Raw genomic sequence first — 14179 nt, forward strand, 5'->3', positions numbered from 1 at the left:
AAAAAATCGCCATTGATTTGCTCATTTGAGCAAGGGCGATGTTTCTTTATAGATCGTGGTAGGCTTGATAGAGCTCCTGGCGGACCAAGTCCCGCTTTTTAGCGACCTCTTTGATGGCCTGATTGGGCTTCATGCCAGCATCAATCTTGCTCTGGACCTCTTCGAGCGGGCTCAGGGCCTCTTCTTCCATATTTGGCACTTCTCCAGAAAAACCAGAGACAATCAAGAGGCATTCCCCTTTGACTAGGTCGGTCGAGAGGCTCTCAATCAGCGCGCTGATTGAGCCACGTCGGTATTCCTCATAAATCTTGGTCAGCTCACGGACCAGGACGGCCTCCCGGTCGCCGTAGATGGCCTGCATGTTCTTGAGGGTATCCCCCAGGCGAAAGGGACTCTCGTAAAAAATCTGCGTCTCAGGATAATAGCGCTTGCTCTCAAAAAACTTCTTCTGCTCGCTCGCCTTTCTCGGCAAGAAGCCATAGAAGATATGGGGCTGTGGCACCAATCCAGAGGCAATCAGGGCCGTAATTCCAGCCGAAGGGCCGGGCAGGGCCACCACATCGATGTCCTCCTGAATCGCGGCCTTGACCAGGTCCTGGCCGGGATCAGAGATCGACGGCATGCCCGCATCCGAGACCTGGGCAATCGAACGACCGGATTTTAAGATGTCCAATAATTTAGGAATCTTCTCCTTGGCATTGTGCTCATGAAAGCTCTCCTGGCCGACCTTGATATCAAAGTGATTGAGGAGCTTTTGCGTATTTCTCGTGTCTTCAGCCGCAATCAGTTCGACGGTCTTTAGGGTCTCAAGGGCTCTCAGGGTCATGTCCTGCATGTTGCCAATCGGTGTGGGCACTAAAAAGAGCTTCCCTGAAGCTTTTTGAGACTTAAATGATTTTTGAATACTGGCAGTCATCGGTATAGAATCTCCTGGCAAATCAAGCATTCTTCGCCTTCTCTTGAGGTCCCAAAGAGGCTGTTGCAGATGTGTGAGCCCTTGTCGTAGTAGACACTCCTGAGGGTTGCGTTGACCGTCGGCTCTCGGTCGCCCTGTTCTTCATTGAAGCGGTTGCGGAGATTTTCATTTTCAACGCTGAGCTTGGTGTTTTCTGAGAGGGCGGCTTCAAATTGAAGCTTGATACTGCTGACTTCTTTGAGGGTTTTGCTGAGCTGTTCTTCTAAATTTTCTAATTGTTTTAATACTGGATCCTTAGGCATGAATGACCTCGATTTCTGAGAGGGCGAAGTCCTGGACACGCTCGGCTAAGCGGACCTTGACGCTCTCTCCTAAGATATTTAAGCCAATGACCTTGCCGTCGCCCATCGCTGTCTTGACCCGTTTGCCCCAGTCAGGAAAGGCGCGACTTGCTTCCTTATAAAAGTCGTCTTCATAGGTCAGACAGCACATGAGACGACCACAGAGGCCGTTGAGCTTGTTTTGCTTGAGTGATAGCTGTTGGTTTTTGGCCATCTTGATGCTGACATTGGGGAACTCATAGATAAAGGTCGAACAGCAAAGGGGACGACCACAAGGGCCCATCCCGCCTTGGAGCTTGACAGCATCTCTGGCTCCAATTTGTCTGAGCTCGATCCGGCTCCTAAAATTGCCGGCCAAGTCTTTCAAGAGCTCACGAAAGTCGACCCGCTTTTCAGCTGTAAATGAGATAAAGAGCTGGGTCTTTTCCATATTGTAGGCGGCGTGGATGATTTTCATGTCAAGGCCCCGCTGTGCGACCAGCTGACGGCTTTCCTTGACGGCTTCTTGGCCGTCGATTTCGAGTCGGTCGATGGCCTTCAAATCACGCTCGTCAGCTTCTCGGAGAATTTTACCTTCGGCCTCGTAGTTAGATGGCAGGTCTTTAAGCTCACGCAGGACCTTCCCCCAGCTGTTGCCCCGTTTTGTCCGGATGATGACAGTGGTCTTTGGCTGGTAGGCTTGCTCGGATTCCGCAAAAAGATTTTGCTCTCCATGTTCAAATTTTATTTCATAAATCATTTCTTCTCCTTATATTATAGGACAATCAGTGATAGGCTGGACTCAAAATTCACGTTTTGCTTCCAGTATTTTATGGCCTTGAAGGCCTTTTGCATGGCCGATTTCTGGCCTTTTTGATGCAAGAGGTTGAGGGTCATCTCAAGGGCCAGTTGTTGTTTGGCCTTGTCGTCAAAGACTTCAAGGAGGCTCCCCAGATAGAGATAGGCCTCATCCAGCTTTTGGCTGGCAATCAGGTCAGTCCAGTGCTGGAGCTTCTTTTGGCCGTCGATAAACCAGACCGCCTTGGCAAGGCTCAAAGCCTCGTCAACCGTGCTCGTAAGCTGGGCAAGGAGACTGGCCTGACTCTTGAGGAGGCCGGCTTCTTCGAGCTTGGACTCCATATAGGCGATGTTTTTAGGAAATTTGACCAGCTGGCTTCTGGAGCGGATGGTCGGCAAAATCAGATTTTCATTTTCTGTCAAAAGGAAGATATGGACTTCGCTTCTGGCCTCTTCCATCGACTTGAGGAGGGCGTTAGCCGCTGTAGCGTTCATTTTTTCCGCCTGACGGATGATGACGACAATCTGACTACCCTCCATGCCGGTCCGGCTAAAGACCTCGCTCAGGGCACGAATCTGCTCTGCCTTGATACTCTGGCCTTCTGGCTCAATGATATGGAGGTCGGCAAATTCAAGGTCGGCGACCAGCCGGCAGGCCCGGCATTGCTCACAGGGCAGGCCGTCAGCCGTTTTATTTTCACAAAAGCAGGACTGGGCCAGATAAAGGCTCATCTCAAAGCTGCCAAAACTGCCAGCAAAAAGATAAGCATGGCTGAGGCGATGGCTTGCGATGACCTGTTGAAATTGTCCTAAAATCTGCCTTTGAATCTCAGCAAGCTTCATGATAAATAATCAGCCTTCCTTCTTAAAAATTGTCTGGAAATCTTTCTTTGATGGCTACAATGCTGGCTTCAGCCACGGCTTCTGGGCTCATGCTGGCGTCGATTTTGATAAAGCGAGCCGGCTCTGCCTCGATCGCTGCTAGGTAGCCTTCTCTGACCTTGCGGTGCATCTCTGCCCGCTCGAGGTCAAGGCGGTTGACCTCGTCAGCCCGGTTTTTCATGATTCGCTTGAGGGCGACGTCGGTATCAATATCGTAGTAGAGGGTCAAATCAGGCTTGAGGCCGTCGGTCGCAAAGTCATTGAGCCAGTCGACCACGCCAAGGCCCAGGTCACGCCCGTAGCCCTGGTAGGCGACTGATGAGTCGATAAAACGGTCGACCAAGACCAGCTTGCCCGCCTCAAGGGCAGGCGTCAGCTTGGTCTGCATGTGGACACGACGGGCTGCCTCAAAAAGCAAGAGCTCGGTCTTGCTGTCGATATTGGTGTGCTTGACATCTAAGATAATGTCCCGGATCATTTCTGCAACGGGGACACCACCGGGTTCACGGGTGGTCACGAGCTCACGCTGACCTTCCCCAAGAGCCGGTAAAATATTTTCCAGTGCGGTAGATTTACCAGCCCCATCAGGGCCTTCTAGACTGATCAAAATTCCATTCATAACTTATAGTATAGCAAATTTTAGGCCTTTTTGCTGAGCCTTCTTTAGGACTTTCTGGCCTGTAAATTTTCTAAAAATTAACTCCGATTGTTTGCAAATTCTCCCCAAAAACTCTATAATATAGTGGATAAACTACTAGTAATAAAGGAAGATAGACATGGAAAGCAAAAAAATTCTCGTTGTCGATGACGAAAAGGCCATCTCAGACGTTATTAAATTTAACCTTGAAAAAGAAAACTTTGAAGTTTTGACAGCCTTTGACGGCGAAGAAGCCTTGGAAGTTTTTGAAGCTGAAAAGCCAGATTTGGTCCTGCTCGACCAGATGTTGCCTAAGATCGACGGGGCAGATGTCCTCCGTGAGATCCGCAAGAACTCTGAAGTGCCGATTATCATGGTCTCAGCCAAAGACTCTGAATTTGACAAGGTCATCGGTCTTGAGCTCGGTGCTGACGACTATGTAACCAAGCCCTTCTCAAACCGTGAGCTCCTGGCCCGGATCAAGTCTAACCTCCGTCGTTCTGTTGCGACACCAGCCCAGCCTAAAATCAAGGACAACAAGGCTGAAATCACCGTAGGCAATATCCACATCTCGCCTTTGCGTTATCAGGCGACCAAGCACGGCCAGCCTGTTGACCTGACTCACCGTGAATTTGAGCTCTTGCATTATTTGGCTCAACACCTGGGCGAGGTCTCAACCCGTGAATCGCTTCTTGAGACAGTCTGGGGCTATGACTACTTTGGGGATGTCCGGACAGTCGACGTGACCATCCGCCGTCTTCGTGAAAAAATCGAAGACACACCTAGTCGCCCTCAATATGTCTGCACCCGCCGTGGTATCGGCTACTATATGTCAAATCCTGAAGCATAAGCTTTGGCTTTGCTAGATTTGACTAGGAGAAGACGATGAAACTCTTTCATTCCATTCTTTTTAGGGGGGTAAGCTTTTACCTCCTTGCTTTTATTTTATTTATCATTCTCTATTTTAGGTTGTTGACTGAAGAGCCGACCAGCTTTATTCTCTTTGTCAGCTTTGGTCTCTTTGGCCTCTTTTTGGTCGTCTATATCCTGATGCGCTTTAAGATTTCAGCCCGCAAGGCGACCCGCCAGCTGAATCACTTTTTACCAGAGAATGTGGTCGACCAGCTCAGCAAAAAAAACCTCTCTGAGCTGGAGCTGATTTATGAGCAATCCCAGGCCCTCAAGCAAAATCTCTCACTTCCAACTGACCGACTGGAAGACCAGGTCCAACAGCTGGACAATATCCTCTCTTATATCACGGCAGGCCTGATTGCGACTGACCGCAAGGGCCAGATTATCCTGGCAAACTCGCCGGTCGAGAGCCTGCTGGATGTCGACATCCAGAGCATCAGCTGTTATAACCTGCTCGAGCTCCTCAATCTCAGCGACCAATACAGCTTCCACCAGCTGGTCGTTGAGCAACCTGTCATCAGCATCCCCAATCCTTCTGAGGACCGGGAGGGCGAATGGCTGGAAGTCCGCTTTACCAACATGAGAGACGGCTCAGGGATTCTCTCAGGGATGGTGGCACTGCTTCGTGACACGACCTTTGAAGTCCGGATTGAGAAAAAACGCCAGCTCTTCTTGAGTAATGTCTCCCACGAGCTGAGAACCCCGCTGACCGTGATTTCTTCTTATCTGGAGAGCCTGGACGACGGGGCCATCAATGACCCTGAGCTGGCTCGGACCTTCATCAAGACCTCTATCGAAGAGAGCAACCGCCTGATTCGGATGGTCAATGAACTCCTTGAGATCTCCAGAATCAATCGGGAAGACTTCCAGGAAAAGAAGGAAATCGTCAACCTGCAGAACTTTATGGACTATCATATCGGTCGCCTCCAGCAGGTCCTCCACAACGACCCGGTTTATTCTAAGCGGGGCTTCCGCATTGTGACCGACTTCCCCAATGAAGAAGTCTGGGTGGAGATGGAGACCGACAAGGCAGGACAGGTCGTCGACAACCTCGTGACCAATGCCCTGAAATACTCGCCAAACGGCGGGACTATCCGCATTGGTATGAAAATCGAAGGCGATCTCCAAGACAAGATCCATCTCTGGATCTCCGATGAAGGGTTGGGAATTCCTAAAAAAGAACTGCCAAAAATCTTCGACCGCTTCTACCGGGTCGATGCCTCCAGAAACTCCAAAATCCCAGGGACTGGCCTTGGCCTCTCCCTGGTCCAAGACATCATCGAGCTCCACAACGGCCGTATCTACGCCGAGTCCGATGGTGTCTCTGGCACGACCATCCACATGCTCCTCCCTTATGACCACCACCTGATGGATGATATTGACAATGACTTTTAGAAGGACAACATGACTGACGAAACAGGTTTCAAATATTCTATCTTGGCTTCCGGCTCGACGGGGAATTCCTTTTACCTCGAGACGCCAAAGCAAAAAATCTTAGTCGACGCAGGACTCTCCGGTAAGAAAATCGAGAGTCTTTTATCTGAAATCGACCGGGACATCAAGGATATCGATGCCCTCTTGATCACGCATGAACACAGCGACCATATCAAGGGTATTGGAGTACTCGCCCGCAAGCACGGCCTTGAGCTCTATGCCAACGAAAAGACCTGGCAAGAGCTTGACAGCAAGAGTATGCTGGGCAAGATTGATCCCGAGCGCAAGCACATCTTTGAGATGGGCAAGACCATGACCTTTGGCGACCTGGATATCGAAAGCTTCGGAGTCAGCCATGATGCGATTGCACCGCAATTTTATCGCTTTATGAAGGACAATAAATCCTTTGTCATGCTGACCGACACTGGCTACGTCTCTGACCGGATGCGGGGGACCATTGAAAATGCCGACGCCTACCTGATGGAGTCCAACCACGACGTTGAGATTCTCCGGATGGGTCAGTACCCCTGGAAGACCAAACAGCGGATTCTCAGCGACCAAGGCCACTTGTCCAATGAAGACGGGGCCGAAGCCGCCTTTAACGTCCTGGGCAACAAGACCAAGAAGATTTTCCTGGGCCACCTGAGCCTCAATAACAACATCCAAGAGCTCGCCCACATGACCATGAACGGCTTTCTGGCCCAGCACGATGTAGATACGCAACGTGAGGTCAAGATTATTGATACGAGTCATGAGCATGCAAGTAAGCTTTATGATATTTAAGAAAGTCGGGTCGGGAGATTCGGCTTTTTTATTATCATATAAAAAAAGGCAGTCCAAGTTCTGGACTGTCTTTTTATACTAAGGCTTAAATATATGCTTTCTCATAACACACGCTTCCACTTCTTTTTCATTTAGCTTCTCCCTTTTCGAAAAGTTCATATACTTTTTAATAGCCATGGATTAAAGCTTATTCTGCTGGTCAGCCCGCCAGACAATCTCTTCTGGGCTGTCCAGGCTGGTCTTTTGCTGGTGTGCCCCGTCTTTTGGCTCTTCGGCTGAGACTTCAAAGTCCAGCTCGTCAATCTGCCAGCTCTTTTGTTCAGGATTGAAGACGGCGGTCACGGTCACATTTTTGCGATTGTCCGAAGCTGACTTGCCGGTCTTCGATTTGAGGGTCAAGCTGTCGTCAAAGTAGACATCATAGATGACCGTCTCTTTATCAGTACTGTCATCGCTAAATTTCAGAGAGTCTGTATTAATGACAAAGTGCTGAAAGCTCTCTTGATAGCTGGCAAGCTCTGGTATAATCTCCTTCCAGCTGTCCTTCTCGCCAGCAATAAGAGCTGCTGTCGCACTCTTAATAGCTCCAAAATTGAAGTTCCCATTTACGCAATCTGCCCAGGAAGTATAATAATTGACCATCAGCTGAAGAAATCCCTTTTGCGTTTTTTCAGCTTCTAGGAAGCCCTGCTTTTCTTGAACGTCTAGGTTGCCATCTTCAGTGGTCAAGTCGATGCTTGCCTTTTCTTCAAATTTTCCAAAGGCATCTGAAGCGACCTGGTAGGTCAGCGGGTAATTCGCTGGGATAAAGTCCCCGACGCTCGCCCCGGTCTCAGCAGGCTTTGTCAGCTGATCTTTTCCTTGTAGAAAGCTGATTTTCGTCCCTTCCTCCTGGCTGGTCAGCCTGATTTTTCTGTCCTGGGGAAGGTACTGTTTGCTGGAAAAGAAGCCTCTGTCCTTCTCCTTGAAGGCCTCGCTCTTGATGAGCTGTTCTACTTCTCCAGATTTCGCCTGCCTTTCCGCGGTCACAAAGGCTTCAAATTCCAGTCGGCTGATTTTTTTGCCATTGCTAAAAGTCGGGACAAACTGGCTAAAGGCTTGATAATCCCTGCTTTGGATGGCCTTTTCAATGCCTTGAATCGCATGGGCTGCGCTACTCTTCCTAGAATAATAGCTGTAAAGGCCGATTAATCCTAGAAAAAAAGCGACAGCCACAATGATTCCGGCAATCTGCTTAATTTTTTTAGTCTGCATTTTTAGTAGTTTGAAACTCCTCCCATGAAGTCAGACTGGAGTTGCTTGAAGTCATAGTTTGAGTCAGAGTCTGTATCGTTGACCTTCCACTTGCCATCGCTTCCCTTGGTCAAAATCAGCTTTTCACCACCTGAACTCATCGTTGAAGGTTGGCTTGGTGTGATGGATGAGAATTTTGTCGGCAGGTTTTGAATCAGATTCTTCGCTGCTGCCTTCATCGCTGCATCATAGTCATCAAACTTGCCTTCATTGGCATTGACCCAATCAGTCGTGATAGAGTCTGCATTCAAGTCATCAAAGTCGAGGACGCTAGGAGATACCTTGACGACAGCATAGTCTGGGAACATGCTGCTGACCGTATATTCGACCGTGCCACGTTTGGCATTTTCAGCCTCAAAGCTTGTGACCACCTTATCCAACTCAGCTTGAGAAGGTTGATAGTAACTATCAATATTCAATTCCTTATCAAAGTTCTTTGCAAAGAGGCTATTAAAGTCGTTGTGGGCCTTCTTCAGGTCATTGCTTAGACCAGAAACTTCTGAAGTTTTAGCAAGAAAGACATTGTCAACATAGCCCTGGGCCATCTTCTTCAGATTGACTGTTGGGTCTGAGTACTTGCTACTATCAACTTTGACAACGATGTCTTTGGGTTTGTCCTTAGACGTTGGCATTGGCGAATAATGGAGCTCATATTTTTGACCCTTGTCAACCTGGAAGACCAGGTAACCGACCAGGTCCTTATCTGGAGCGAGGTTTCCCATCGACAAGGTCTTAAATTTTGAATCAGAGCCGTCAGCATAGACACTTTCTGTGCTGATTTGATTGCCCTTATCATCATAGAGCTTGAAACTGCCATCATAGATGCCGTCAATTGTTTTACCAGAAGTGTTTTTCATGTCGATGTTGAGGGCCAGATAGCCTTCGTCCGTATCAACATTCTTGCCTTCTTGCAGGACATAGGTCCCAGACTTGATGTCCAGCTTAGCTTCAGCCTTGTTTGAGTTGCCACAGCCTGAGAGCAAGCTCAATCCAGCCAGGGCAGCCGCTGCAAACATTAGGGAGTGTTTCATTTTCATTTTGTCAGTTCCTCTTCTATTTTGTTGAAGGCCTATAGGTTTCTCTGTTGGTACAACAGAGAAAGGCTAGCCTTTCTCTGTTGGTACAACAGAGAAAGGCTAGCCTTTGGTTTTTTATAAGCTCAATAGCTTAAAGTTGCTAACAATGATATTTCAGTCCTGAAAGGGCTTAACTTAAGTTTAGCATAATCTATATAATATTGCACGAATTTATTAAAAAGCTTCCGGCTGAAGGATTCTAAAAATAAAAAAAAGCCCTTGGCTAGAGGACATTTTAAGCAAGTGCTTGATAGCTTTTTTCAAAAGACTGATGGAGTTCCTGCTTCACAGCCTCAGCCACAAAGGCCCCATCAATCGCATAATGATTGATTTGCTCAAAGTCAGAAAGCTTGAAGTCCGGGTACCAGCCGGCAATTTTTTCATATTCCTGCTGGAGGTTGGTGTTGCTGACCGTGCGGTTGTCGGTGTTCAGCGTGACGTGAAGGCCCTTGTCATAGAGGGTTTTGAAGGGGTAGTCAGCAACCGTCTTGATAGCCTTGGTCTGGAAATTGCTGCTTGGAGCCATCTCAAGGACAATCGCCTTTTCCTTGAGGCTTGCTTGCTCGGCTTCGCTCAGGTCTTTGGTCATGATGCCGTGGCCAATCCGGCTAGCCCCCATCTTGACCGAGTCCAGGACGTTTTGGCTACAGCCTGGACATTCTCCGGCGTGCAGGGTGATATGAATACCTCGACTGGTCATCTCGCCGAGCAGGGGATCAAAGCCAATTTGCGGGAAATTCAGCTCGTCGCCGGCCAAATCGAAGCCGGCCAGTTTTGTTTCTTTTGATGAAAGCTCGTCAAAGATGGTCGTCAGCTCAGAGAGTGAGGCCAGGCTTTCTTGTCTGAGGCCACAGACAAGGGCATTAGCGATGACAGGAAAGTCTGCTTCTGCTTTTTTCAGGCCAGCAATCACGGCTTCTACTGCTGTGGCTAGGGTCAGACCCTGCTTAAGGTGTTGGCTTGGAGCAAAGCGGATTTCGATGTATTTGACATTATCAGCCGAGGCCTGGGCGACCACGTCGTAGGCTGCTAACTCAAGATTCTCAGCGGTCTGCAAGAGGGGAAGGACAAAGTCAAAGCGTTCGAGATATTCGAGGAGGCTCTGCGTGTGTTCAGGGGCCTGGGCCCGCTCCAGGATTTCCGCATCTGTCGCAGGCAAAGTGATCCCTGCATTTTCAGCCAATTGCTTGATTGTCCCCAAAGACAGTGAGCCATCCAGATGGCAGTGGAGTTCGATTTTGGGCATTTGAGCAATAAGGGCTGGGCTGATCATGGGCTTCTCCTGAAAAATATATTTTTACTATTTTAACACTTTTAGTTAAATTTGCAAGAAAAAAAACAGCCGAAGCTGTTTCTTATAAATAAATCAGTTTGAAGAGGGCTACAGCAATGATGGCTGCAAGGATTGGAGCCGCAACTGGCACCCAGCTGTACCACCACTTAGAATCGCCCTTGGCTTCGCCGAGGACTGCTTTTGGCAAGAGGCTGTGGACGATACGGGGACCAAGGTCACGGGCAGGGTTTAGAGCAGGACCTGTCGCACCACCAAAGGCGGCAACCAGGGCGAGGACCAGGAGTCCGAGCACCAGGTGAGAAACGGCCAAGCTTGGATATTGCACGCTTGTGATTTGGGCAAAACCTTGTTTGATTGAGTCGACAAGCGAAACACTGCCGAGGTTGATGGTTTGTCCAGATTCCTGGAGGGCTTTTTGGAGGCCTTTTGTCAATTCGCTACCGAAGAAGACCTTGGTCAAGCCCATCGCTCCAAAGAAGAGGATGAATGAGCCGACAAACTCGTTCAGGAAACCATTAATCATGGCACCTGTACGGCTAGCTGCTGTATTGTCATCCACATTGTCGATGGTAGAGAAGCTACCCAGGATGGCGTTTGGATTTTCCGTCTTGAGGAAGTAAGGGCGATAAACCATGACGATCAAGAGCTGACCGACCATTGCACCGAGGAGCTGGGCAATGATGTATTGGGCAACGTGTGCCCATGGGAAGAAGCCACTGATGGCCAGACCGAGCGTGAAGGCTGGGTTCATCTGGGCTGTGATGCTACCAAAGGCAACGGCTGGCAGCATAACGGCCATCCCGTAACCCCAGGCAATGATAATCCAAGACTGGCCGTGGGCCTTTGTCCCTTTGAGTTCTACGTTGGCAACTGAACCATTCCCCAGCATGACCAGAAAGGCCGTGGCGATAAATTCAGTGATGTACTTAATCATCCATGAGTAATCCATGAAATTCTCCTATTAAATTTGTTTTTTGTGCTTGAGTTCACATGCTTTTCTAGTATACAGAAAAAAAGGGGTGTCGTCAAGCCCTGTTATTGGAAGGGGTTGGGGAGCCGTTTCGCTACGAAAAAATTGCCAGCGAACTGTGGAGGCCACAAGCAGACAGCTTCGCTGTCTCATTGTTAAATCTGGAGCCCAAGGTCTCCAGATTTGCCTATTTCCACGGTTCGCTGGCAATTTTTTCTCCACTCCACTGTCAACACCTATTCCTCCAGCACTCCACGCCATCCCTTCTTTTATAATATTTTATAGATCAGGCACAAGTGAAGTTACAGCCTTCCGGGCAAACTGCTGTGAAAAGTGGCAAATGGCGAGACCTGAGGGCTCGACATTTAGCGATGAGACAGCAAAGCTGGCTGCTCGCGGCCCCACAGCAGATTGCCCGGAAGGCTGTAACGCAACGACCAACTCCCAAGAACCTCAACACCAGACCAGATGCCTTTTCCAGCGGATTTTGTTATAATAACATAAGAATATTTTCTTATAGAAAGAAGGGGACATGGTCACATTTAACCATTTTTCAATCGTTGAAAAGTCAATGGACGAAAAGCTCGCCGAGCTTGATCATCTGGGCTTTCACTGGTCTGTTTTTTGGGAGCCAAAGAAAATCCTTCGAGACTTTCTCATCACTTCTCCGGTCGATATGACCAAGCTCCTGGCCAGCCCTTCTCTGGCCTTGACTGACTTCTTGAAGCTCGACGTCGCCCTAGACTGGGAAATCTACTGGGCTATCAGCCTCCAGCTCCTGGGCTTTACGGCTAATTTTGAATACGACCTGAGCCATGCGGTGGATTTTGCCAAGAAAAGCAAGCTCCCCATGCTTGACGACGAGCTCGAGCTGACCTCAGAAGTTCTGATTGAAGGTCTTTATCTGCTCCTGGCCAGTCGCCGGAAAAACGGGATGACCCTCGTCGAGCAATGGGTCTCTGAAGGTCTGATTCCAGTCGACAATCAATTCCACTTCTTTAATGACAAGTCACTCGCCACTTTTGACACCAGCAAGCTCAAGCGGGAAATCCTCTGGGTCGAATCTAACGTTGACAGCTGGGGTCGAGGGCAAAAAGACCTCATCAAGCTCCAGATTATCCGGCCAAGTTTTGATGGAGGCAAGCTCCCTGTCGTCATGACGGCGAGCCCTTATCACTTGGGCATCAACGGCTGGGCCAATGACAAGCAACTCCACGACATGAAGGTCGACCTCAACGAAAAGGCTCAGGGCAGCCTACACGTCAACCCCGAAGCCATTCCCAGCCAAGAATACGGCCAGCAGGCTGAGGCTGAGACGGCCAGTGAAGCCAGCTACGACTTCACCCACGGCTGGACCTACTCGCTCAATGACTACCTCCTGGCTCGTGGCTTTGCTAGCGTCTACGTGGCCGGCATCGGGACCCGTGACTCTGACGGCTTTCAGACTTCTGGCGATTACCAGCAGGTCCTCTCGATGACCGCTGCCATTGACTGGCTCAACGGCCGGACCAAGGCTTATACTTCTAAGCGACGTGACCATGAGGTCAAGGCTGACTGGGCCAACGGCAAGGTGGCCATGACCGGCCGTTCATACCTGGGTACCATGGCCTACGGGGCAGCAACGACAGCTGTCGACGGTCTCGAGGTCATCCTGGCTGAGGCCGGTATCAGCTCCTGGTATGGCTACTACCGTGAAAACGGCCTGGTCCGATCTCCTGGTGGCTATCCCGGCGAAGACCTGGATGTCCTGGCCGAGTTGACCTATTCTAAAAACCTGGATGGGGCTGATTTTCTGGAAAATAACGAAGCCTATCAGGAAAAGCTCAAGGAAATGACCATCTCACTTGACCGGGCTTATGGCGACTACAATCAGTTCTGGGAGGCGAGAAACTACCTGCCTCATGCTGACGAGGTCAAGGCCGATGTCCTGATTATCCACGGCCTCCAAGACTGGAACGTCACGCCTGACCAGGCCTACAATTTCTGGCATGCCCTGCCTGAAGGCCATCGCAAGCACTTGATTCTCCACCGAGGCGAGCATGTCTACATCAACAGCTGGCAGTCGATTGACCTCTCAGAGCTGGTCAATAGCTACTTCTCTGCCAAATTGCTGGATAGAGCACTCAGCCTCGAGCTCCCTCCAGTCATCCTCCAGGAAAATGGCCGGGCTCAAAGCTGGTCGGCCAGAAGCGAATGGGGAAGCTCGGAAATCCTCCAGATTCCGCTGGCCAAGACTGCTGTTTCGATTGAAAAATTTGAGAATCACTATGATGAAGCCGACTTTGAGCGGTACAGCAAGGATTTCAAGGTCTTTAAGGAAGAGCTATTTACTGGTAAAATCAGCCAGCAGACCAGTGTCATCGACCTGGACATCCTCGATGAGGTCGAAATCAACGGTCGTGTCGAGCTCCAACTCAAGGTCAAAGTCTCTGACAGCAAGGCCCTCCTCTCTGCTCAAATCCTTGATTTTGGCAATAAAAAACGCCTGCCTGATCGGGCAAAAGCCATTGATATTAAAGCCCTTGACCGGGGTCGCAACTTTGCCCAGGAAGACCTGCTTGAGCTTCCTCTGGTTGACAGTCCTTATCAGCTGGTCAGCAAGGCCTTTCTCAACCTGCAAAACCGGGAGGGCCTCATGGAGCACAAGGCCGTTCGACCTGATGAATGGATGGAATTCCGCCTGAGCATGCAGCCCAATATCTATCGCCTGGAAAAGGGCGATAAGCTCCGGATCCTGCTCTATTCGACCGACTTTGAGCACACCATCAGGGACAACCGGGAGGTCAGCTACGAGATTGACCTGGGTCGCTCACACCTGATTGTGCCCTATAGCGATGGGGAATAGGACCTCATCTCATAAAGAA

General features: G+C 49.6%; 13 protein-coding genes. 4 read left to right on the forward strand and 9 right to left on the reverse strand.

Features of this window, described 5'->3' with window-relative positions; genetic code table 11:
- Window positions 1-46: 46 nt before the first annotated feature.
- Genes rsmI through tmk form a run of 5 tightly spaced genes read right to left on the reverse strand, consistent with a single transcriptional unit; the run spans window position 47 to window position 3535 of the window.
- Complete coding sequence (rsmI, locus tag NtB2_RS02875; RefSeq protein WP_109245445.1) at window positions 47-916, reverse strand: 16S rRNA (cytidine(1402)-2'-O)-methyltransferase; 870 nt, start codon at window positions 914-916, stop codon at window positions 47-49.
- Window positions 913-1218, reverse strand: a complete 306-nt coding sequence (locus NtB2_RS02880; protein WP_109245446.1) for an initiation control protein YabA — start codon at window positions 1216-1218, stop codon at window positions 913-915. Before NtB2_RS02880 ends, rsmI begins: the two co-directional genes overlap by 4 nt.
- On the reverse strand, window positions 1211-1996 hold the full coding sequence (gene ricT, locus NtB2_RS02885) for a regulatory iron-sulfur-containing complex subunit RicT (protein WP_109245447.1): 786 nt from the start codon (window positions 1994-1996) through the stop codon (window positions 1211-1213). Before ricT ends, NtB2_RS02880 begins: the two co-directional genes overlap by 8 nt.
- Before the next feature lie 14 nt (window positions 1997-2010).
- Window positions 2011-2877, reverse strand: a complete 867-nt coding sequence (locus tag NtB2_RS02890; RefSeq protein ID WP_109245448.1) for a DNA polymerase III subunit delta' — start codon at window positions 2875-2877, stop codon at window positions 2011-2013.
- A gap of 22 nt (window positions 2878-2899) precedes the next feature.
- Entirely contained in the window at window positions 2900-3535 is a 636-nt protein-coding gene (gene tmk / locus NtB2_RS02895) for a dTMP kinase (protein WP_109245449.1), read from the reverse strand.
- A 157-nt stretch (window positions 3536-3692) separates the two neighbouring features.
- Here tmk and yycF point away from each other — a divergent pair, with 157 nt between their 5' ends.
- The 3 genes from yycF to walJ are packed head-to-tail and all read left to right on the forward strand — an operon-like array spanning window position 3693 to window position 6682.
- Window positions 3693-4403 (forward strand): response regulator YycF, encoded by a 711-nt coding sequence (yycF, locus tag NtB2_RS02900; RefSeq protein ID WP_109245450.1) that lies wholly within the window; start codon window positions 3693-3695, stop codon window positions 4401-4403.
- Between the two features lie 35 nt (window positions 4404-4438).
- Window positions 4439-5860 carry an ATP-binding protein gene (locus NtB2_RS02905; protein ID WP_109245451.1) on the forward strand — a complete coding sequence of 474 codons (1422 nt, stop codon included), beginning with the start codon at window positions 4439-4441 and terminating at the stop codon, window positions 5858-5860.
- A gap of 9 nt (window positions 5861-5869) precedes the next feature.
- Window positions 5870-6682: an exodeoxyribonuclease WalJ gene (walJ, locus tag NtB2_RS02910; RefSeq protein WP_109245452.1), complete on the forward strand. Its 813-nt coding sequence runs from the start codon at window positions 5870-5872 to the stop codon at window positions 6680-6682.
- 180 nt (window positions 6683-6862) lie between these two features.
- Here walJ and NtB2_RS02915 read toward each other — a convergent pair whose 3' ends face one another.
- The 4 genes from NtB2_RS02915 to gla form a co-directional block, all read right to left on the reverse strand.
- Entirely contained in the window at window positions 6863-7936 is a 1074-nt protein-coding gene (locus NtB2_RS02915; RefSeq protein WP_109245453.1) for a YvbJ-related protein, read from the reverse strand.
- Between the two features lie 2 nt (window positions 7937-7938).
- A complete protein-coding gene (locus NtB2_RS02920) occupies window positions 7939-9012 on the reverse strand; it encodes a DUF4352 domain-containing protein (RefSeq protein ID WP_109245454.1) in 1074 nt (357 codons plus the stop codon).
- Window positions 9013-9286: 274 nt separating this feature from the next.
- Window positions 9287-10324, reverse strand: coding sequence for an adenosine deaminase (gene add, locus NtB2_RS02925; RefSeq protein WP_109245455.1), 1038 nt, complete (start codon window positions 10322-10324; stop codon window positions 9287-9289).
- 82 nt (window positions 10325-10406) lie between these two features.
- The gene (gene gla, locus NtB2_RS02930) at window positions 10407-11294 is read right to left on the reverse strand and encodes an aquaglyceroporin Gla (RefSeq protein WP_109245456.1); all 888 of its coding nucleotides are present in this window, start codon (window positions 11292-11294) and stop codon (window positions 10407-10409) included.
- Between the two features lie 553 nt (window positions 11295-11847).
- Here gla and NtB2_RS02940 point away from each other — a divergent pair.
- On the forward strand, window positions 11848-14160 hold the full coding sequence (locus tag NtB2_RS02940; protein WP_109245458.1) for a Xaa-Pro dipeptidyl-peptidase: 2313 nt from the start codon (window positions 11848-11850) through the stop codon (window positions 14158-14160).
- Window positions 14161-14179: the final 19 nt, after the last annotated feature.

The sequence above is a fragment of the Lactococcus termiticola genome (assembly GCF_003116835.1).
Taxonomy (GTDB): domain Bacteria; phylum Bacillota; class Bacilli; order Lactobacillales; family Streptococcaceae; genus Lactococcus; species Lactococcus termiticola.